Source organism: Nitratiruptor tergarcus DSM 16512, from assembly GCF_027946175.1.
GTDB classification, from domain to species: domain Bacteria; phylum Campylobacterota; class Campylobacteria; order Campylobacterales; family Nitratiruptoraceae; genus Nitratiruptor; species Nitratiruptor tergarcus.
Window position 1 is genome coordinate 1,239,607 of record NZ_AP026671.1, and the last position, 20,076, is coordinate 1,259,682.

Consider the following 20,076-nt stretch of genomic DNA (forward strand, 5'->3'; position numbering starts at 1 on the left):
TCTCCCTCTCAGAGTGCCATATGTGTTTGAACTTATGCAGAGCTCATTGGCCTGCAAAAGGTACAAGGGCACTACCCCATGTAAAACCGCCACCAAATGCATCAAGCAGCATCAAATCTCCACTTTTTAAAAGCCCTTGTTCATATATTTCATTTATCGCCATTGGAATAGAAGCTGAAGAGGTATTCCCATATTTACTTACAGTCATAACTATCTGTTCTTGGGAAAGTCCCAAAGCATTAGCAACTGCATTGAGAATACGATAATTTGCTTGGTGTGGGACAAAAAAATCTATCTCTTCACTCTTAATTTTATTTTTTTCTAATATCTCAATCACATCATTTGTTAGCGTTTTTACTGCTACTTTAAAAGTCTCGTTGCCCTTCATTTTGATGTAGCACTCTCTCTCTTTCAAAACCTCTTCGCTACAAGGTCTATTTGTACCACACCCTGGCGTTATAAGATAGTCATAATATTTCCCATCAGCTGCAATATTAATGTCTTTGATTGCTTCATCTTTGTTTTCTGTAGCACTTACAATAGCAGCACCTGCACCATCTCCAAAAAGGATACATGTTGTACGATCTGTATAATCAACTATAGCACTCAATTTCTCTGCGCCAATAATTAAAACATTTTTTGCCATACCACTCTCTATAAAAGCTTTTGCAGTGGCTAACGCATATATAAATCCACTACAAGCTGCGCTGATATCAAAAGCCGGAATATTAGCAATTTCTAGTTTTTTTGCAATCATGCAAGCGGTAGAAGGCATACAAAAGTAGTCTGGAGAAATTGTTGCACAAACAATCATATCTACATCAGTAACTTGCATACCAGCACGTTCTAAAGCATTACGAGCTGCATTTACACCAAGATCGCTTGTAGATTCATCTTTATCAGCAATATAACGCGTTTTGATACCTGTACGCTTTGTAATCCATTCATCACTTGTATCAACCATTTTTTCTAAATCATGGTTAGTCAAAACATTTTTTGGAATGTAAGCCCCGATAGAGCGCAGTGCTGCATACAATTTCTATCCTTTATTTTACCTCTTCGAGCCGTTTTTCTATATAACTATTAATATCAGATCGAATGTAATTAATAGCTTGATTGATAGCGTTTTTGATAGCTTTAGGTGTACTCTTTCCATGACTTATTATTGCACACCCTTTTACACCAATCAAAGGTGCACCACCATACTCACTATAATCAATCTCTTTTTTGAGCATACGAAAAACTTTTTTCATCATTAGTGCCCCAGCCATGCTCACTGGACTCTTTTTTATATTTTTCTTTATAAGCTTACTTATTGCGTCTGCAACACCCTCACTGGTTTTGAGCAAAATATTCCCAGTAAATCCGTCACAAACAACAACATCAACACTGCCATCAAAAATATTATTGCCTTCTACATTGCCTGTAAAAGTAGGTAAAGAACGTAGTAGCGAAAATGCTGCTTTTGTAAGTTCATTACCTTTGGTATCTTCTTCGCCATTAGAAAGGAGGCCAACTTTTGGTTCGCTATTTTTTAGAACAGCTCTTGCATACGCTTCTCCCATGACCCCAAACTCAAAAAGATGTTCCGGCTTACAATCAACATTGGCACCCACATCCAAAACAAGCGTTTTTTTATTTTTATATGTAGGCATAAGTGTTGCAATAGCAGGTCGGCTCACATTTTTCAATCTTCCCATGCGGAGTGTCGCTAAACTCATGGTCGCTCCACTGTGGCCTGCCGATACAACTCCATCTGCTTGCTGTGTTCGGACTAACTCAATAGCTTTATATATAGAGCTCTCTTTCCGTTTAAGCGCTTCAGTAGCTGGCTCATCCATACCAATCACATCACTGGCTTCTACAATCTCTACTCTATTGGAATATTTTTTGGGGATATGTGGAAGAATCTTCTCTTTTTTACCAACAAGTATGGCTTTGAAATCTTTATGCTCTTTAAGAGCCAACAATGTTCCCTCTACTATAGGATAAGGACCGAAATCCCCTCCCATAGCATCGACAGCAATCTTAATCATGCTTAGCTTTTATATTCGCCTGTTGTAGGATTTACATGGTGTGGCATTTTCCATGTGCCATCTTTATCTTTTACTGGTCTTACTAGTTTAATTTTATAGTGCGTTCTTCTTTTCGCTGCTCTTGTTTTGCTTACACGTCTCTTAGGTACTGCCATTTTCTTCTCCTTCGGTTTGTTGTATACACTTTTTACAGATATGATAGTCGAGTTTTATCGACTCGCTTTCTGCATTTATGACTTCGTCAAGATCAATTGAACCATCGTAAAATTCAATTACATCGGCTTCTTCATCAAAGCCCTCATAGATGCCGTCACTAAATTTAAGAAAAATCTCTTCGTCTATTGTAACAAAAAAATTCTCTCCACATCTACTACACTCTACCTCTTGCTTTCCTTGCAAGACACCAAGGAAATCAACGAGTTCTTTCTTCTTTTCTAATTTTCCACGGAGTGTAAGAGTGTCTTTCGTAACCTCTACATCTTTTTTTGAGAATCCGATTTTTTTAAAGGCAATTCTCAATTAAAGGATCTCCCTTTGTGCAAAGAAAAATGCAATCTCTTTTTGGGCATTTTCCAAACTGTCACTTCCATGAACAGCATTTGCTTCAATACTCTCAGCAAAATCGGCACGAATTGTTCCAGGAGCAGCCTCTTTCGGATTAGTAGCACCCATAAGCTCTCTGTTTTTTGCAACAGCATTTTCACCCTCTAGTACCATTACTACAACAGGGCCACTTGTCATATACTCAACAAGATCATTGAAAAAAGGGCGCTCTTTGTGTACTTCATAAAATTTAGCTGCATCCTCTTTTGTAAGTTTAATTTTTTTCATTGCAGCTATTCTTAGTCCATTTGTTTCAAATCTGTCGATTATCTTGCCAATAACATTTTTTGCTACAGCATCCGGTTTGATAATAGAAAGTGTTCTTTCCATTTGTGCTCCTACAGGGTTTTCAGAATTTTAGAGGGTGATTATAGCAAAGAAAGCATAAGAAAATATTAAAAAGGAGGCTTAATTGGGGCAAGTGCCCCAATTAAGTTATTCTATTACAGGCTGATGATTTTCTCTCGCTTCGGCTGGAACATCATCTCTACATGTTGCGCCTTCAAGGCATACATCCCAAACGATACATCCCTCAGTAGGGCAAGCTTCTGCACATGCAGGAGTATCATGATATCCTACACACTCAACACATTTATCTGGATATACATAATAGATCTCTTCTCCTGTTGGATTATCTTCATCATCAACAATTGCTTCAACTGGACATTCATCAATACATGCTCCACAGTTGATGCAGATATCAGTAATTTTAACCGCCATGTTTTGCTCCTTCTTTGGGTTTAATGTCAATCAAACTATAACAAAACAAATTTAAACTTTGCTTATTCTCAAAAACTCTGCTATCTCTTCAGCCTTATTTGTCATTTCCCATGTAAATTCCGGTAACTCCCTGCCAAAATGACCGTATGCTGCAGTTTTTCTATAAATTGGTCGAAGAAGATCTAACGTCTCTATAATCCCTTTTGGTGTAAGATCAAACAGTTCTTTAACGCACTCTTCAATTTTTTCATCTGCAACTTTGCCTGTACCGTGTGTATCAACCATTATAGAAACAGGTTCTACTACACCTATTGCATAAGCAATCTGGATCGTAACTCTTTCGCATACTCCACTTGCTACAAGGTTCTTTGCAACATACCTTGCAGCATAGGCACCACTGCGATCCACTTTTGTAGGATCTTTACCACTAAATGCTCCACCTCCATGTGGGCAGCTTCCCCCATAGGTATCAACAATGATTTTGCGGCCAGTAAGACCTGCATCCCCTTGCGGACCACCTATAACAAACCTTCCTGTTGGATTGATATGATAGACAATGTCATCCGCGATGAGCTCTTTTGGTATTACCTTGTAGACTATTTCCTCTATAACTGCATCTTTGAGCCTGTTGTAACTTACATCTGGATCGTGTTGTGTGGAGATAACAATAGTTTTGATCTCTTTTGGCTTACCATCTTCATAGCGTACTGTTACCTGCGCTTTGCCATCCGGACGTAAAAATGGCAAAACACCATCTTTTCTTGCGCGTGCTAATTCATAGGTAAGTCTATGTGCCATTGTGATTGGCAGTGGCATCAGGACATCAGTCTCTGTACAAGCATATCCAAACATAAGCCCTTGATCACCTGCGCCTATTTCCCCACTTGCTTTATCAACACCTTGATTAATATCTGGAGACTGCTCTCCCACTGCATTGAGCACTCCAGCACTTCTATAATCAAATCCATAGAGTGCATCTGTATAACCAATTTCACGAATCACTTCTCTTACTATATCTTGCATAGGTGCATACGTATGAGTTTTGAGCTCGCCTGCAATGATTGCAAACCCATTACTTAGAAGCGTCTCACACGCAACACGTGCATGTGGATCTCTTTGGATAATATAGTCTAAGATGGCATCACTTATCTGATCGGCCATTTTATCTGGATGTCCTTCCGTTACCGATTCAGAAGTAAATAAGTAATCTCTTGCCATAGCATCCCTTTTTGTTTTTTGCAAATTATATCCAAAATTGGAAATGTTGCATCTATCACTTTGGGAAGCAATTTTTTTACACTAAAGAGTGCAACTAAATTTTTATTGCAACACTTTTTTTTTAATAAATATTTAGCTAAAAATTGTTATCATTACAATGTTTTTCAAAAGAAAAAAATTATCCAAAAGGAGAAAAGATGCTTGTAACAAAAAAAGCACCAGATTTTACTGCACCAGCAGTTATGCCTAATAACACTATCAATGAAAACTTTAACCTCTATGAAAATATTGGTGAAAAGGGAGCGGTACTCTTTTTCTATCCACTCGATTTTACATTTGTATGTCCGAGTGAAATCATCGCTTTTGATCACAGACTCGATGAATTCAAAAAAAGAGGCATCAATGTAATTGGATGCTCAGTAGATAGCCACTATACACACCTTGCATGGAAAAATACTCCTGTTGAAAAAGGTGGTATTGGTAATATCCGCTATCCACTTGTTGCAGATCTTACAAAGCAGATCGCAAAAGATTATGATGTATTGCTTGAAGAAGCAGGAGTTGCTCTAAGAGGAAGCTTCTTAATCGATAAAGATGGTACTATCCGCCACTGCGTTATCAATGATCTTCCACTTGGAAGAAACATCGATGAGATGATTCGTATGGTGGATGCTATGGAGTTTGCAAACGAGCATGGCGAAGTATGTCCAGCAGAGTGGGAAAAAGGTAAAGAGGCAATGAAACCAACTCCTGAAGGTGTTGCAGAGTATCTTGCAAAACACGCAGACGAACTCTAACACTTCACGGGCTTTTAGCCCGTTTTCTGCTTAATTTTTTGCGCCAACTGCTTTGGCGTAAGTCCCAAAGCCTCTTCAACATCGCCTACTTTTCCATGAGAGATAAACTTATCCTCAAACTCAAATGAGACTACTGCTACATCTTCTATATTTTTTTGCGCAAAGAGCTCCAAAATTGCACTAGCTACTCCACCAAGTTTTGCACCATCACTAAAAACAAACCATTTTTTATAGCGCCGTGCTAAATGCATTAAAAGCTCTTCATCTAAAGGCTTGACAAAACGTAAATCGAGCAAAGATGCATCAAAATCGAGCAGTTTTAATGTCTCATATGCTCTTCCTACACCATTGCCATACCCTACCAAGAGAATATCACTCTCTTTTTCAATCAAAAGTTCACCTTTGCCAAGAACAAAAGGTGTAGCCTCAAATGTATCACAATCAAGAATAAAACTACCTCGTGGATAGCGAAAAGCGCAGGGTCTTTGAAAACCTTGGGCAAATTCTATAGCATATTCAAGTGTCTTAACATCCCGTGGAGCAAAGAGATGGAGATTTGGTATAGGTCGTAAGTAGCTTATATCAAAAGCTCCTTGATGCGTCTCTCCATCCTCTCCCACAATCCCTGCTCTATCGATTGCAAAAGCTACAGGCAGATCCATCAAGGCAATATCGTGAATAACTTGATCATATCCTCGCTGTAAAAAGGTTGAGTAGATGGCTACAAAGGGCTTAAAACCCTCTTTTGCTAAAGGCCCCATAGATGTGACTGCATGCTGCTCTGCAATCCCTACATCCCAAAAGCGATCTGGAAACTCTTCAAGCAAAGGTTTCAGCCCTGTTCCGCTTGGCATTGCAGCAGTCACACCTACGATTTTTTCATCTTGGCGTGCCAGTTCTAAAAGTTTTTTACTAAAGATTGAAGTGGCACTCGGCTTGGTACTCCTCTTAAGAGACTCTCCAGTCTCAAGATCAAAAGGTCCCACACCATGCCAATGCTCAAAGTACCCTTCTGCAATTTTATACCCTTTTCCCTTTACTGTTTGGGCATGAATAATAACCGGTTTTTGCATCTCTTTGGCAATGGTAAGAGTTTCTATAAGAAGTTTAAGATCGTGCCCATCGATTGGACCTATATAATCAAGCCCCAACTCTTCAAACAAAATTCCCGGAGTTATAAGTTTTAACGACTCTTCAAACCGCTTTGCAATATATGTTGCTGACTCTGGCAGATGCTGTAAGAGCTGCTCGGTACGCTTCTTCATATGCTGATAAAAAGGGCTTGCCATCTTGCGACTTAGATATTTACTGATAGCACCTATAGGCTTGGCAATACTCATCTCATTATCATTGAGAATAATAACTACTGGATATTTACGATCTCCTAGCTCGTTAAGCGCTTCATACACCATTCCTGCACTCATTGCTCCATCACCAATGAGCACTACAGGAGTTCGATCTTCTCCTTTGAGCGCAATCGCTTTTGCTGCACCTACAGCCAAAGAGATAGATGTGGAGCTGTGCCCTGCTACATAGTAATCATAAGGGCTCTCGCTTGGTTTTGTATATCCACTAATTCCTCCAAACTGGCGGAGTGTATCAAACCTCTCCCATCTATCAGTAAGAAGTTTATGAGCATAGGCTTGATGGCTCACATCGAAAATGAAGGGATCTTTATTTACATCAAAAACATAGTGCATCGCAATAATAAGCTCCACTGCACCCAATGTGGAGCTCAGATGCCCCCCATTTTTGCTTACTACCTCTAAGATACGCTTGCGAATGGAAGATGCTACCTCTTCGAGTTCTTCGATGCTTTTATCTTTTATATTCATCAAATACCTCTTTACATTTTTCAAAAAAGATACTGTTTTGCTCTGGTGTCCCTATGGTGATGCGCAGTGCATTCATACCATAGCTACTGAGATCTCTTACAATAATACCGCGACGCAACAAGGCATTGGCTAAATCTTTAGCATTGATATTTTGAGGTAAGAGATATGTAATAAAGTTTGTATAGCTATCAATAAATTCAAGTTCATTTTGCATCGCAAAATGGATAAAGCGATCCATTTGCGCAAAGTTTTTCTCAATTGCCCTTTGCACAAATTCCTCATCTTTAAGTGCCTCGGTCGCTGCTAGGAGGGAGAGCGTAGTAATATTAAAAGGTGGGCGCAGTTTATAAAGCTGCTGGATAATCTCTTTTTGCGCAATCCCATATCCTACACGCATACCTCCAAGTCCATAGGCTTTGGAAAATGTACCAAGATAGATAGCATTGGGATACATTGCAATTAGCTCACGTGGGGGTATAAGCTTTTTAGGATCTTTATAGGCAGCATACTCCATATATGCCCCATCTACAACTACTAAAGGATCTTTTACCTTTTCTAAAAAGGAGTAGAGATACTCTTTATCAATTGCATCTCCTGTAGGATTGTTGGGAGTGCATATATGCACGATTGAAGGATTATGTTTTTGGTATAAATCGTAAAACTCATCCAAATCATGGCGGTAGCAGGAGCTACGAATAATCTTTGATCCTTGCTGCAACGCATATATCTCATACATTGCAAAAGTAATTTTACTCATAAGTACACTCGTATGCTCATTGAGTACCGCCCTTGCGCAAAACTCTAATACCTGATCACTACCGGCTCCAATGATAATCTCCTCTGCACTCACACCAAATCGCTTAGCCAAAGCGGCTTTGAGCTCATACATACTATCATCAGGATAGAGATACATTTTATGCGCATTCTCTTGCACCTTTTTAACTACTTTTGGACTCGTCCCATAAGGATTTTCATTTGATGCGAGCTTAATAATATCCTTTTCATCTATTCCATACTCTCGTACTACGAGCTCTATTGGTTTCCCCGCTTCGTAGGTTTTGAGTCTTTGTAAATTCTCATTAAATCTCATTTGGGCTCTCCTTTTGCATAGCTGCCCAGCCATTTAATCTCTTTTTTGTGTTTTGCAAAGACCTCTTGCACATTCTTATCATCAACATGCCCATCAAAATCTATATAAAACCAGTAGTTAAAATCTTTATCTTCAGCAGGGCGCGACTCAATTTTTGTAAGATTAATCTTTGCTGCATCAAAATCTTCCAAAAATCTCACCAAGGCTCCTGGTCTATCTTGCAGTTTTGCAAGGATAGATGTCTTATCAAAACCGCTTCGCTGATTTTTAAAGTTACTAAGCACTATAAAGCGTGTCATATTTGTATGCACATCTTCAATATTTTCAAAAAGAATAGGTAAATTATAGAGCTTTGCAGCAATATTGGAGCATATTGCTGCACTCCCTGGTTCTTTTGCTGCAAGCATGGCAGCTTTTGCAGTAGATTCCACAGGAATCTGCTCTACATCTTCTAAGAAGTGCTCTTGCAAAAAGTTTCTACATTGGCCAAAGGCAATATCTTTGGAGTAGATCTTTTTAATTTTTTTGAGATCCTCTTCGAGTGAAGCAAAAGAGTGATGAATGGGCATATAGACTTCTGCAACAATTTTTAAATCACTTTTGCCAAGGAGATCGAGCGTCTCTCCTACAACGCCATCGATAGAGTTTTCTATCGGCACTACTCCATATTTAGCCCTCTGCGCTTCGACAGATTTAAAGACTGCAGCAATAGAGTGGGTCGGTAAATATTCACTCATAGCACCAAAGCGAGACTCTGCAGCCTGGTGGGTAAAACTTCCCTCAGGACCCAAATAGGCTACACGCTCAGGGCGCTCCAGATTGCGTGAAACAGCAAATATCTCTAAAAAGATCGCTTCAATAGCTTTATCGTTAAGAGGACCTCTGTTTTTTTCTTTGAGTCTATTGAGGATAGCAATCTCCCTCTCTGGCCGATATATGGGAGCGTTTGTTCTGTTTTTTAGCTCTCCTACCTTCTTGACTACTTCCATACGCTTATTTAAGAGCTCTAAAATCGCATCATCTATGCTATCGATCTCTTCGCGCAGTTTTTGTAATTTCTCATCCATGATCCACTCCTAAACATTGTGCTGCCTCGCCAATATCTTTGCAAATAAAATCCGGCTTGAAATCGAGTTTTGGCAAAATCTCCTCAGCATTTTTAAATTTCCCACTCAATACAAAAACAGTTTGCATCCCAAGCTGATGGGCTCCTAGGAGATCTCCTTGTACATCATCACTAATAATTGTAATCTCTGAAAAATCTTTTGCACCAATTCTTTGGAGCGCTTTTTGAAAAAAGAGTCTGCTCGGTTTTCCAACTACACTATACTTGGCTCCCGTAGCAAAGTGAAACATCTCTAAAAGTGCTCCTACACCTGGATAGCGCTTATCTCCTTTTGCATAGATCGATGTTTGATGCATTCCATACAGTGCTGCTCCACGAAGTAAAAACTCATCAATTTGTGCAAACTCATCAAATGTATAATTATCTTTGACACTCAAAACTACAGCTTCAGGTGCTTCATATTCTAAAATATATCCTTTTGCCTTCAATACATCCAAAAATCCCTCTACTCCATAGGCAGCAACTTTTTTTGCTTGCAAAACCTCTTGCAGCACCATTAAAGGATCTATATATGCATCTTTTTTAATCGCAAATCCAAGGGAGCGAAGATACTCTAAAAAATCGGCTCTTTTTGTATTATTGGTAATTATGATATAAGGAATCTCTTTTTTATTGAGCAAATCAATAAATGTTACAGCCCCTTTGATAGGAAGTTTATCTTTATCATCAATAAGAGTTCCTTGCACATCGATAAAGAGCTTCACACCATAAACCTTACTTCTTTCTCTATTAAGTACTCAAAACTCTCTCGCTCGCGAATGAGCCTATCTTCTCCCCCCTCAATAGCTACTTCAGCTGGACGTGGGCGCGTGTTGTAGTTGCTACTCATAACAAATCCATAAGCTCCCGCACTCTTAACAACTACAATATCTCCATGCTCTGTTTTTGGAAGGAGGCGATCCTTAGCAAAAAAATCCCCACTTTCACACACTGGCCCCACAACATCAGCCAAACTCGCATCCTCACTCTTTCCTACAACTTCTACCTCATGGTAAGCGTTATAAAGACTAGGACGCAAAAGATCATTCATTCCACCATCTACAATAATAAAGCGCTTAGAGCCAGTCTCTTTCTCATAGAGCACACTTGTCAAAAAGACTCCCGCATTTCCCACTATAAATCTCCCAGGCTCACAGATAATCGTCATATCTGTGCCACTTAAGGTAGAGAGGATTGCTTGCGCATAGTCATAAGGCTCAATGGTCTTTTCATCTTTGTAGCGTATCCCAAGACCTCCACCAACATCAAAAAATTTTATATCAATATCTATTTTTTGCAGCGCTCTTGTAAGTTCTGCTACAATCGCACTAGCCTCTTTTATCGGTGCAAGTTCGGTTAACTGGCTGCCAATATGAAAATGGATACCTACAGGATTGAGATAGGGTGAACTTTTAGCTTTAAGATAGAGTTTTTTAGCAGTATCTATTGCAACACCGAATTTATTTTCACTCAAACCTGTAGAGATATAAGGGTGAGTGAGTGGATCAATATTAGGATTTACCCTCACACTAATGCGTGCCTGTTTGCCAAGTTTTGCAGCAATCTCTTCTACTCTAAACAGCTCTGCTTCACTTTCTATATTTATAAAAAGTATATCTTTTTCTAGAGCCTCGGCTATCTCATCATCACGTTTTCCCACACCACTAAAAATAATTTTATAATTGGGAATACCTGCAAGGAGCGCTCTTTTAATCTCCCCAATGCTTACACAATCAGCACCACTGCCAAGATTTGCTAAATGCTTTAAAAGACTTAAATTGGAGTTTGCCTTAACCGCGTACGCAATAATCGATTTTCTTGCTTTGAAAGCAGTTTTTATTTTGTTATAGTTGCGGGAAATCTCATCAAAATCGTATACATACAGAGGTGTACCATACTTTTGGGCAAGCGCCTTATAATCCATCCAGATCCTTTTTTGCCCCAATATTAGCAAAATTTTTTAGAATTTCTTATAAAAATAGTAAGCAATAAGAGCAAGTATAAGTATTGGTGCTACTATAGCGATTTCTGGTTGCAAAGATCCTGCAAAGGCTAGTTTAACAAAACTATATAATACTCCCCATACCACAAGTGTCGATAAAATTGCACCAAAACTAAACAGATTAAGATTGGCAATGCGAGCACTCACCGGAACAAAGTAGAATATCACTATCATGAGTAATGGAGCAAAGAAAGGATAAAAAAGATGAAAAAGTATTACAGCTTTGAGTTTACTAATATCGATTTTTTGACTTTGAAAAAGCTTTAAAGCATAGATTGCATCCAGTAGTGATATATTGGTCTTACCCTCATACACAGAATCAAGTATTTTTGGTTTATACCCCACAAGGGTATCGAGGGAGGTCTCTTTGATGCTAATCCTCTCTCTTAGCCTCTCTATCACCGATGCCTTTGTGATATGCCAATAGTTTTGTTTGAAATCTGCATGTTCTGCTAACACAATTTTTTTGATATTTGTACCGTTTACTTCAAAAATTCGTACACCTTCTGCGCTGCGATCTAAAGGTAGAAGTCTTTTAAAATAGACATAGGAGTTATTGTATTTAAAAAAGAGATTTTTTGTTGTATTCATAATAGAGTTATATTTTTTGATGTTATTAGCATATTCATCTGCATAGGTAAAGGATGTAAGATGTAAAATAAGATAAACCATAGTCAATGCAACTGCTGTAATAAATAGAGGGAAAATTATCGCTTTTTTGCCAATGCCAAGAGCATAGAAAGCAACAAGCTCATTGGAGCGAATCAGTGAAATCTTGAGGCTTATCATTGCAAATACTAATGAAATGGGAAAGAGAATATCGATGCCATTCATAGCCTTATAGGTAAGATAGAGCACTTGTAAATTGGCAGAATTTGGAAGTTTTTTAAATACTTGTAAAAAGTCGAGTCCTACAAAGAAGAGTGTCAAGGAAAAGAGGATCAAAAAAAAGTATTTACTATATAAAAAAACAAGATATCTCTTGGCCATCAAACCTCTTTGTTACCGTTTATTGAGATTGTAGCAAAAAAAGTTTAGTCGCACTTGAGAGGTTTTTGACTATAGCGGCTGCGAACAGAGTCTAAATCCTCTTTTGTTAATGCCAATGCCGCATCGGCAGCTTTTTGCAAAGATGGACGTATGCACTCTAGCTCTTTTGGAGTAAAATTGCTCAATACATATTTTATAACTTCCTCTTTAGAAGAGGGTCTTCCAATTCCAAATCGGATGCGAAGATAATCCTGTCCGATAGAGCTATCAAGAGACTTCAAGCCATTATGGCCACCGCTACTGCCCCCCTTTTTAAAACGTAAAGCTCCAAGTCCTAAATCAAGATCATCATGAATCACTATGATATCGTCTAATGCAATTTTGTAAAAATTTTTCACTGCAGCTACGCTTTCACCGCTGCGATTCATATATGTAAGAGGTTTGAGAAGAAAAATATTTTTATGGCGGAAAAGCTCGCCTTTGAAAGAGGCTTTATTAATTTTTGCTGGCTCAAGGCGGTGGATAAGCTCATCCACCACCATAAAACCTACATTATGCCTGTTGAGTGCATACTCACTTCCAGGATTACCCAGACCTACGATGAGGTGCATTACTTGGCTTTAACAACTCCAACTACAGCAACTCTATCTGGTATCATATGTGTTACACCTTCAGGAAGCTCAATATCGCGAATCAAAATTGCATCACCTACATCAAGATTACTTACATCAAGAGTAATGCTATCAGGAATGTTTTCTATAGCACCTTTTACTTTGATACGTCTCTTTGAAGTAACCAAAACACCTTTGTTTTTGAGTCCTATTGGAGTTCCTACAGTTTTGATAGGTACCATATAGTATGTCACAACGCCAGGTTGTGCAACCATCAAGTCAACATGTAAAAGATCGTATGTTACTGGATCTTTTTGATAATCTTGCACAACTACTTGCAACTCCTTATCACCAACTTTTACTGGAAAAGCCAAAGTCTCTTTATGGCGAACAGTACGGATGAAATCACCTTTTTTAAATGCCGCATGAATATTTGGAAAATCTTTTCCATATATATTGGCAATTAGATAACCATCCCGTCGCAAAGCTTTTGTAGCTTTCTTCCCGGTACTCTCTCTAATAATGCCTTCTAACATTGCACTTCCTTACTTAAAATTTAATGGGAGCTAATTATAGCGAAAAAAGTTTTTTATTTACTTAATTTTGAGATCTATTATATCACTATCTCTGCCAACGAACTCATCTTGGGACTTATCAATATGATCTATCATAAGATTGAGATTCGATTTTGATGAAGCGTGAAGGAGAGCCTCTTCTTTACTTATAATTCCTCTTGCATAGAGATTTGCAAGGGCTTGATTAAATGACTGCATACCATATATTTTTCCCTCTTCTATAGCGTCACGAATATCCATGTCTTGCCCTTCTGCAATCATAGAGGCTATGCGCTCTGTTTTAAATAAGATCTCTAAAGCTGCTGTTCTTTTCCCATCTACTGTTTTGACAAGTCTTTGCGAAAGAATAGCTTCTAAAACTGAAGAGAGGATAAGACGAATACGGTTTTGCTCTTCAACAGGAAATACACTCACAATTCTATTAATAGTATCTTTTGCATCGAGTGTATGGAGCGTAGAGAGCACAAGATGTCCTGTCTCTGCAGCGTGGAGTGCCATCTCTATTGTCTCAAGATCTCGCATCTCACCAATTACAATAATATCAGGATCTTCTCTGAGTGCTGCACGAAGTGCTCGTGCATATGAAGGTGTATCTTGGCCAAGACTTCTTTGATTAATAATACAGTTTTTATTTTTATGCACAAACTCCACAGGATCTTCAATAGTGACTATGTGTTCTGCTCTTGTATTGTTAATGGCATCAAGAATCGCTGCCATAGTGGTCGATTTCCCGCTTCCTGTAATACCTGTAACAAGTACTAAACCTCGTTTGAGTTCCGTTATTTTCTGCACAGATTCTGGAAGTCCAAGCTCATCAATCGATTTAATCTGTGTAGGAATAACACGAAAGACTGCAGAAACCCCATCTATTTGAAAAAATATATTCGCTCTAAAGCGATACTCTTCATTCAAACTGAATATGAGATCTACATCTTTATTTTTAATCAACTCCTCATAGCGAGTGCGCAAAAGCTCTTTTGCCAAAAGCTTAACATCTTCTGCACTCATTGACTCTTTAGTCATAGGTATAATATCACCCTCTATGCGTGCATACACAGGAGCATTTGCTTTTATATGCAAATCGCTCCCGCCATATTGAATAAGTGTTTGCAAATATTGTTTCAATCTTGCAATCATCCGATAATCATGCGTTACCGGATCAAAACCTAACATTGCAACTCTTTTAAAATCTCTTCGAAGGCATCGACAAAAGCCTGCAGCCCCTCTTGGAGCAGTTCATGATAGACTTTCTTCATATCGATCTCATTAGCTTTTAAAAGTGCAAAAAATTTATCAATCTCATCTTGTGGAAGTGGGAGTTTAGCACTTTTATCTCCATCACGTACAAAAGCTTCAATTGTATGGATTGGAGCAGTATTTACAGCTTTTGGAGCTACAAGCTCACTGATATAGTAGTGTGGAGGATACTCTCCTCCTTTAACGCCTGTACTTGCAAAAAGAGCTTTGGTATTGGGGAGGTTGCGTTTTTTTATCATATTGTAAATCTTTGCTGCATTCATAATGCCAACTTTGCCAATAGGCAATCCTTTAGCTTGCATGAGAGGATCGAGCTTGCGATCAAAGCGGCTCACAAAGATGCTAAGTACCGTATGGCTTGATTGGTTCTTTTTAAAACCTGTTTCTATAGCATCGAGGCACTCATCAGCTTGATTGGGTGAAAAAATGAGCGTAGCATTGACATTCACGCCTTTTCCAACAAGCTCTTCAATAGCCGCACATCCAGCTGGTGTCACAGGCACTTTTATCATTACATTTTTGCGATCAATTCTTTGTAGTAGTCGTAACGCCTCTTCAACTGTTCCTTTCGCATCATTTGCAAGTCTAGGATCTACCTCTATACTTACAAAACCATCATCACCCTTTTCATACAGAGGCTTTAAAATATCAGCAGCCTTTTGGATATCTGCTATAGCTAGGGCCTCATACTTCTCTTTTGGTGAAAGCCCAGTAAGCTCAGATAGTTGCTCTTTATATGCAGGAGATTTTAAAATCGCATCTTTGAAAATTGCAGGATTACTCGTAGCGCCATTAACAATCCCTTCATGAAGGAGTTTTGGAAACTCTTGCTCCAAAAAAGATCTTTCAATAAAATCTGCCCACAGTGAAAACTCAATTTCAGGTAAGTACATGCTCCTCCCTTGTCCATTTTCCAACTTTACTACTCTTTTGCATTGCTCTTTCTAATTCATCTAAAAACTGATCTCTAGCGATTTCAACAGCGCCAAGGCGTTTGAGATGATCGCTAGGCACCTGACAATCGATGAAATCAAATTTAAACTCCTCAGCTAATTTGCAAAGATGCACAAGAGCCACTTTACTTGCATCGCTCACTTTACTAAACATGCTCTCACCAAAAAAAGCAGCACCCATACTTAGTCCATAGAGCCCACCTACAAGTGTTTGTTCTTGGTACACTTCTATAGAGTGAGCAAAACCCATCTCGTGCAACTCACAAAAGGCCTCAACTACTTCCGGTAAAATCCAAGTACCCTTCTCTTGGCGCAGTTCTTTGCAACTCTCAATTACTGCTTTGAACTCAGTATCGATTTTGACAGTGAATTTTTTTAGACTTTTGCGCAAAGATCGGGAGATTTTTATATCAGTTGGATAGAGAAGGAGTCTTGGATCTGGTGACCACCAAAGAATAGGATCTCCTTCGTTATACCATGGAAAGATTCCCCATTTATATGCGTTAAGTAATCTATTGGGGTTGAGATCGCCGCCATAGGCGACAATCCCTTCACGGCTTGCATAACGAGGATCTGGAAAATTATAACTATAAAGACTTAGTCTTGGAATAAAGATGCCACTCATTGAATATCAAAAACTATCTGCTCTTTTTTCGCATCAACTTTTACCTTACCACCATGTCTTAGTTTTCCAAAGAGAATCTCATTTGTAAGTGGCGTTTTTATCTCTTGTGCTATTACTCTTGCAAGAGGCCTTGCACCGAGCTCCTCGCTATATCCTTTTTTAGCGAGATACTGACGCGCACTCTTTGTGAGTGTAAGCAAAATACCCTTGTTATCAAGCTGCATATTGAGTTCATCTATGAACTTATCTACAATCCCTTCCACAATTTCAATACTAAGTGGTTTAAAGCGAATAATTGCATCGAGGCGATTACGAAACTCTGGTGTAAAGTACTGCTTCAACGCCTCATCAAATTTACTCACTGACTCTTTTTTAAATCCCATAATATTTGCTTCAGTAGCACCTACATTTGATGTCATAATAAGTATTACATGTTTAAAATCAGCAATGTTTCCATTATTATCTGTCAAAGTCGCATTATCCATAACCTGCAGCAAAATATTGATGAGATCTGGATGTGCTTTTTCTATCTCATCAAGCAGCAACACTGTATAAGGATGCTTACGAATCGCTTCAGTTAAGAGTCCTCCCTCTTCATATCCTACATAGCCTGGAGGTGCGCCAATAAGACGTGATACAGCATGTTTTTCCATATATTCACTCATATCAAATCGCTCAAAATGTACTCCAAGTGTGCGGGCAAGCTCTTTTGCAAGCTCTGTTTTTCCTACTCCTGTTGGTCCTACAAAAAGAAAAGATCCTATCGGCTTATTTGGTGGATTGAGCCCAGCACGACTTCTCTTAATTGCCATCGCCACTGAATCAACCGCCTCTTCTTGTCCAAGAACACGAGTTTTGAGACGCTCCTCAAGATTTTTCAAAATCTCTAGATCATCGCTAGTAACTCTTTGTGGCGGTAGTCCCACCATTTTAGCTATCGTATCTTCAATATCGTTGACTGTCACAACGCTTCTTCTTTTTTTGCGCAAATGAAAACTTGCACCAACCTCATCAATCAAATCGATAGCTTTATCCGGAAGCTGCCTGTCATTGATGTATTTATCACTCAACTCCACTGCGCTGCGCAAAGCATTGATATGATATTTGACTTTATGATGTTTTTCATATTTATCTTTAAGTCCTTTGAGGATCTTAAAGGTTGTTTCAAGATCTGGCTCTTTCACATCCACTTTGGCAAAACGGCGGCTCAATGCTCTATCTTTTTCTAAAAAGTTGCGAAACTCACTATAAGTTGTAGCACCAATACATCGAATTGCACCACTTGCAAGGGCAGGTTTAAGCATATTCGATGCATCCATGCTACCACCTTGTGTCGCACCAGCTCCTACAATTGTATGGATCTCATCAATAAAAAGAATAGCTTTAGGAATAGCTTTGAGCTCCTCTACCACTCCTTTGAGCCTTTTTTCAAAATCTCCTCGATATTTTGTCCCTGCAAGCAGTGCTCCCATATCAAGCGAATAGAGTTTTGAGCCTTGGAGAATATCTGGCACACTATCCTCCGCAATCTTTAGAGCAAGCCCCTCGGCAATAGCGGTTTTACCAACTCCTGGCTCACCTACAAGCAAAGGATTATTTTTCTTGCGACGACAAAGGATCTGCATAACGCGCTCAATCTCTTTTTCGCGTCCAATGACAGGATCGATTTTACCCTCTTTGGCCTCTTCTATGAGATCAAGCGTAAACTTCGCTAAATATGAATCTTCATCTTTTTTAGTCTCTTTTTTCGGTTCAGAAATCTCTGGATGATGAGAGATGATCTCTAAAATATCGAGCTTACTAATACCCTGCTCTTTGAGAAGATAGACACTATAGCTATGCTCTTCATCAAAAAGAGCTGCTAAGAGATCTCCTACAGTAGCCTCTTTTTTCTCAGCACTCTGGATATGGCGTATCATATTTTCTATGACACGCGAAAGCGCTACAGTCTCAAAAGGCTCACGTACCACATTTTCTGGTAAGGGTTTGAGCGTATTTTCAAGATGCTGGATGAGTTTTTTCTTAAGTGTAATAACATCTGCACCAGCCTCTTTGAGAATCGCTTCACCTTCGCGACTATTAAGGAGTGCTAAAAAAACATGCTCTACAGTAAGATATTCATGTCGATGCCTCTTAGCAAATCGCACCGCTTCTTTAAAAATTGTATTGAGTTGATTACTTATCATTATTCTTCCTCCATAACCGCTTTAAGCGGAAACTCATGGGCACGTGCCAGGCGGTGCACTTGATCTACCTTTGTCTCGGCTATTTCATATGTATAGACACCGCACAGGCCTTTGCCCTCTTTATGTATTTTTAGCATAATATTGACTGCTTCTTCATAGCTTTTATGAAAAACTTCACAAAGTACATCCACAACAAAATCCATAGTTGTATAATCATCATTTAATAAGAATACTTTATACAGTTTTGGCTCTTGCAGAGCCGTACTCTCTTGCGATTCAACCTTTGTCGCCACCATCCCCTCTTTTCTTCTATTTCTCGCCTACTTTTATTTTAGTATAATTTTCTTAAAAGCAAAAGCATCAAAAGGAGCTGGATGAAAATTTTTATCACCGCTACCGATACAGGTGTAGGCAAAACCTATACTCTTCTCAAACTCTTACAATTATCAAAAGAGTTCGGTCTTAGAGCCGCAGCTTTCAAACCTATAGAAACGGGGGTTACGCGCAGTCCTGAAGATGGTAGCAAACTTTTAAGAAAAAGTCAAGAAATAAATCCAAACTTAAAGAATTTAACCATAGATGATATTGTGCCATACAGATTTGAACTGCCTGCAGCCCCCTATGTAGCTAAAAAAGGAGAGAGCATAGATTTGGATCTCATTGAAGAGAAAATAGAAAAAATCTATGCACATTGTGATATTCTTTTCATTGAGGGTGCAGGGGGATTAATGGTACCTATTAAAAAAGATTTTTTTATGATTGACCTCATTCAAAAGCTACATATCCCCGCTTTACTTGTCACACCCTCTAAGCTTGGCTGCATCAATCAGACACTTTTAAGTCTAGAGGCACTGCGCAAAAGAGCCATACCTCATCAATGGTTTATAAATCTCTTTGAAGACAAAGAGAGTTTTTATGAAGTAACTTATCCTTTTTATAAAGACTATTTCGATGAAGTGCCTCTTGATCTGCGATCAATACTCCACCGTTACACGCACGCGTATATGGCGTAGTGGTCTATCGCTATAGCGTACAATTTGATGTCCCATCACCTTAGCATAGTTTTTATACTCTATAATGCGCTCACCCGTCTCTTTATAGCGAGTACGACACCTTCTTACTACTCTATAGTCGCGATGTGAACCTTTATTTGCGAGATTTTTACCAATTAATGTACCTATAATCGCTCCTCCTACAGTGGCTGCTGTTTTTCCACTTCCCCCACCTATTTGATGGCCAAGGACACCCCCAGCAGCTCCACCAATAATCGCTCCTACAGTCTCATCATTACTATTTTCATATACAGGAACCTCCTCTTCCCAACACTCCTCATAAGGGACTCTGCGTGTCACATGACGGCTTACCTCTACGCTTTTATATACTGGTACTCTTTTTGTAAAGGTTATCACTTCAGCATACAAAGATCCTACAAGAGCCATACTTAGTAGTAGCGCTATTTTTTTCATGCTCGCT

Annotated in this window: 23 protein-coding genes; 2 read left to right on the forward strand and 21 right to left on the reverse strand. The window is 38.9% G+C overall.

Annotation, left to right across the window (positions count from 1 at the left end; translation table 11 throughout):
* Nucleotides 1-43: 43 nt before the first annotated feature.
* The 7 genes from NITER_RS06445 to metK all read right to left on the reverse strand — a co-directional run bounded on the left by NITER_RS06445 (nucleotide 44) and on the right by metK (nucleotide 4,577).
* Nucleotides 44-1,036: a beta-ketoacyl-ACP synthase III gene (locus tag NITER_RS06445; RefSeq protein WP_084275324.1), complete on the reverse strand. Its 993-nt coding sequence runs from the start codon at nucleotides 1,034-1,036 to the stop codon at nucleotides 44-46.
* A gap of 10 nt (nucleotides 1,037-1,046) precedes the next feature.
* A complete protein-coding gene (plsX, locus tag NITER_RS06450) occupies nucleotides 1,047-2,036 on the reverse strand; it encodes a phosphate acyltransferase PlsX (protein WP_084275323.1) in 990 nt (329 codons plus the stop codon).
* A 2-nt stretch (nucleotides 2,037-2,038) separates the two neighbouring features.
* Nucleotides 2,039-2,191 carry a 50S ribosomal protein L32 gene (gene rpmF / locus NITER_RS06455; RefSeq protein ID WP_084275322.1) on the reverse strand — a complete coding sequence of 51 codons (153 nt, stop codon included), beginning with the start codon at nucleotides 2,189-2,191 and terminating at the stop codon, nucleotides 2,039-2,041.
* On the reverse strand, nucleotides 2,178-2,555 hold the full coding sequence (locus tag NITER_RS06460) for a DUF177 domain-containing protein (protein WP_084275321.1): 378 nt from the start codon (nucleotides 2,553-2,555) through the stop codon (nucleotides 2,178-2,180). Before NITER_RS06460 ends, rpmF begins: the two co-directional genes overlap by 14 nt.
* Nucleotides 2,556-2,969: a nucleoside-diphosphate kinase gene (ndk, locus tag NITER_RS06465; RefSeq protein ID WP_084275320.1), complete on the reverse strand. Its 414-nt coding sequence runs from the start codon at nucleotides 2,967-2,969 to the stop codon at nucleotides 2,556-2,558. It abuts the gene before it with no gap.
* A gap of 105 nt (nucleotides 2,970-3,074) precedes the next feature.
* Nucleotides 3,075-3,359: a 4Fe-4S dicluster domain-containing protein gene (locus NITER_RS06470; protein ID WP_084275319.1), complete on the reverse strand. Its 285-nt coding sequence runs from the start codon at nucleotides 3,357-3,359 to the stop codon at nucleotides 3,075-3,077.
* A 51-nt stretch (nucleotides 3,360-3,410) separates the two neighbouring features.
* Nucleotides 3,411-4,577 (reverse strand): methionine adenosyltransferase, encoded by a 1,167-nt coding sequence (metK, locus tag NITER_RS06475; protein WP_084275318.1) that lies wholly within the window; start codon nucleotides 4,575-4,577, stop codon nucleotides 3,411-3,413.
* A gap of 197 nt (nucleotides 4,578-4,774) precedes the next feature.
* Here metK and NITER_RS06480 point away from each other — a divergent pair, with 197 nt between their 5' ends.
* A complete protein-coding gene (locus NITER_RS06480) occupies nucleotides 4,775-5,374 on the forward strand; it encodes a peroxiredoxin (RefSeq protein WP_084275317.1) in 600 nt (199 codons plus the stop codon).
* 14 nt (nucleotides 5,375-5,388) lie between these two features.
* Here NITER_RS06480 and dxs read toward each other — a convergent pair whose 3' ends face one another.
* Genes dxs through clpS form a run of 13 tightly spaced genes read right to left on the reverse strand, consistent with a single transcriptional unit; the run spans nucleotide 5,389 to nucleotide 18,896 of the window.
* Complete coding sequence (dxs, locus tag NITER_RS06485) at nucleotides 5,389-7,209, reverse strand: 1-deoxy-D-xylulose-5-phosphate synthase (protein ID WP_231988935.1); 1,821 nt, start codon at nucleotides 7,207-7,209, stop codon at nucleotides 5,389-5,391.
* The gene (gene hisC, locus NITER_RS06490) at nucleotides 7,193-8,299 is read right to left on the reverse strand and encodes a histidinol-phosphate transaminase (RefSeq protein WP_084275315.1); all 1,107 of its coding nucleotides are present in this window, start codon (nucleotides 8,297-8,299) and stop codon (nucleotides 7,193-7,195) included. The genes dxs and hisC overlap by 17 nt, the downstream gene beginning before the upstream one ends.
* Entirely contained in the window at nucleotides 8,296-9,366 is a 1,071-nt protein-coding gene (gene pheA / locus NITER_RS06495) for a prephenate dehydratase (protein ID WP_084275314.1), read from the reverse strand. Before pheA ends, hisC begins: the two co-directional genes overlap by 4 nt.
* Nucleotides 9,359-10,129: an HAD-IIA family hydrolase gene (locus NITER_RS06500; protein WP_084275313.1), complete on the reverse strand. Its 771-nt coding sequence runs from the start codon at nucleotides 10,127-10,129 to the stop codon at nucleotides 9,359-9,361. The genes pheA and NITER_RS06500 overlap by 8 nt, the downstream gene beginning before the upstream one ends.
* Nucleotides 10,126-11,328, reverse strand: coding sequence for a diaminopimelate decarboxylase (gene lysA / locus NITER_RS06505; protein ID WP_084275312.1), 1,203 nt, complete (start codon nucleotides 11,326-11,328; stop codon nucleotides 10,126-10,128). The genes NITER_RS06500 and lysA overlap by 4 nt, the downstream gene beginning before the upstream one ends.
* A gap of 36 nt (nucleotides 11,329-11,364) precedes the next feature.
* Nucleotides 11,365-12,396, reverse strand: a complete 1,032-nt coding sequence (locus tag NITER_RS06510) for an LptF/LptG family permease (RefSeq protein WP_084275311.1) — start codon at nucleotides 12,394-12,396, stop codon at nucleotides 11,365-11,367.
* Between the two features lie 44 nt (nucleotides 12,397-12,440).
* A complete protein-coding gene (gene pth / locus NITER_RS06515) occupies nucleotides 12,441-13,007 on the reverse strand; it encodes an aminoacyl-tRNA hydrolase (protein ID WP_084275310.1) in 567 nt (188 codons plus the stop codon).
* On the reverse strand, nucleotides 13,007-13,543 hold the full coding sequence (locus tag NITER_RS06520) for a 50S ribosomal protein L25/general stress protein Ctc (RefSeq protein WP_084275309.1): 537 nt from the start codon (nucleotides 13,541-13,543) through the stop codon (nucleotides 13,007-13,009). The genes pth and NITER_RS06520 overlap by 1 nt, the downstream gene beginning before the upstream one ends.
* Before the next feature lie 57 nt (nucleotides 13,544-13,600).
* A complete protein-coding gene (locus NITER_RS06525; RefSeq protein ID WP_281847518.1) occupies nucleotides 13,601-14,755 on the reverse strand; it encodes a type IV pilus twitching motility protein PilT in 1,155 nt (384 codons plus the stop codon).
* A complete protein-coding gene (locus NITER_RS06530) occupies nucleotides 14,749-15,732 on the reverse strand; it encodes a transaldolase (RefSeq protein ID WP_084275308.1) in 984 nt (327 codons plus the stop codon). The genes NITER_RS06525 and NITER_RS06530 overlap by 7 nt, the downstream gene beginning before the upstream one ends.
* Nucleotides 15,719-16,417, reverse strand: a complete 699-nt coding sequence (aat, locus tag NITER_RS06535) for a leucyl/phenylalanyl-tRNA--protein transferase (RefSeq protein ID WP_084275307.1) — start codon at nucleotides 16,415-16,417, stop codon at nucleotides 15,719-15,721. The genes NITER_RS06530 and aat overlap by 14 nt, the downstream gene beginning before the upstream one ends.
* Complete coding sequence (gene clpA, locus NITER_RS06540) at nucleotides 16,414-18,603, reverse strand: ATP-dependent Clp protease ATP-binding subunit ClpA (protein WP_084275306.1); 2,190 nt, start codon at nucleotides 18,601-18,603, stop codon at nucleotides 16,414-16,416. Before clpA ends, aat begins: the two co-directional genes overlap by 4 nt.
* Nucleotides 18,603-18,896, reverse strand: coding sequence for an ATP-dependent Clp protease adapter ClpS (clpS, locus tag NITER_RS06545; protein WP_281847519.1), 294 nt, complete (start codon nucleotides 18,894-18,896; stop codon nucleotides 18,603-18,605). Before clpS ends, clpA begins: the two co-directional genes overlap by 1 nt.
* Before the next feature lie 81 nt (nucleotides 18,897-18,977).
* Between clpS and bioD the strand changes: the two genes are divergently transcribed.
* A complete protein-coding gene (gene bioD / locus NITER_RS06550) occupies nucleotides 18,978-19,616 on the forward strand; it encodes a dethiobiotin synthase (protein WP_084275304.1) in 639 nt (212 codons plus the stop codon).
* Here the strand turns inward: bioD and NITER_RS06555 are convergent.
* Complete coding sequence (locus tag NITER_RS06555) at nucleotides 19,578-20,069, reverse strand: glycine zipper 2TM domain-containing protein (protein ID WP_143779629.1); 492 nt, start codon at nucleotides 20,067-20,069, stop codon at nucleotides 19,578-19,580. The two genes, bioD and NITER_RS06555, sit on opposite strands and share 39 nt — an antisense overlap.
* Nucleotides 20,070-20,076: the final 7 nt, after the last annotated feature.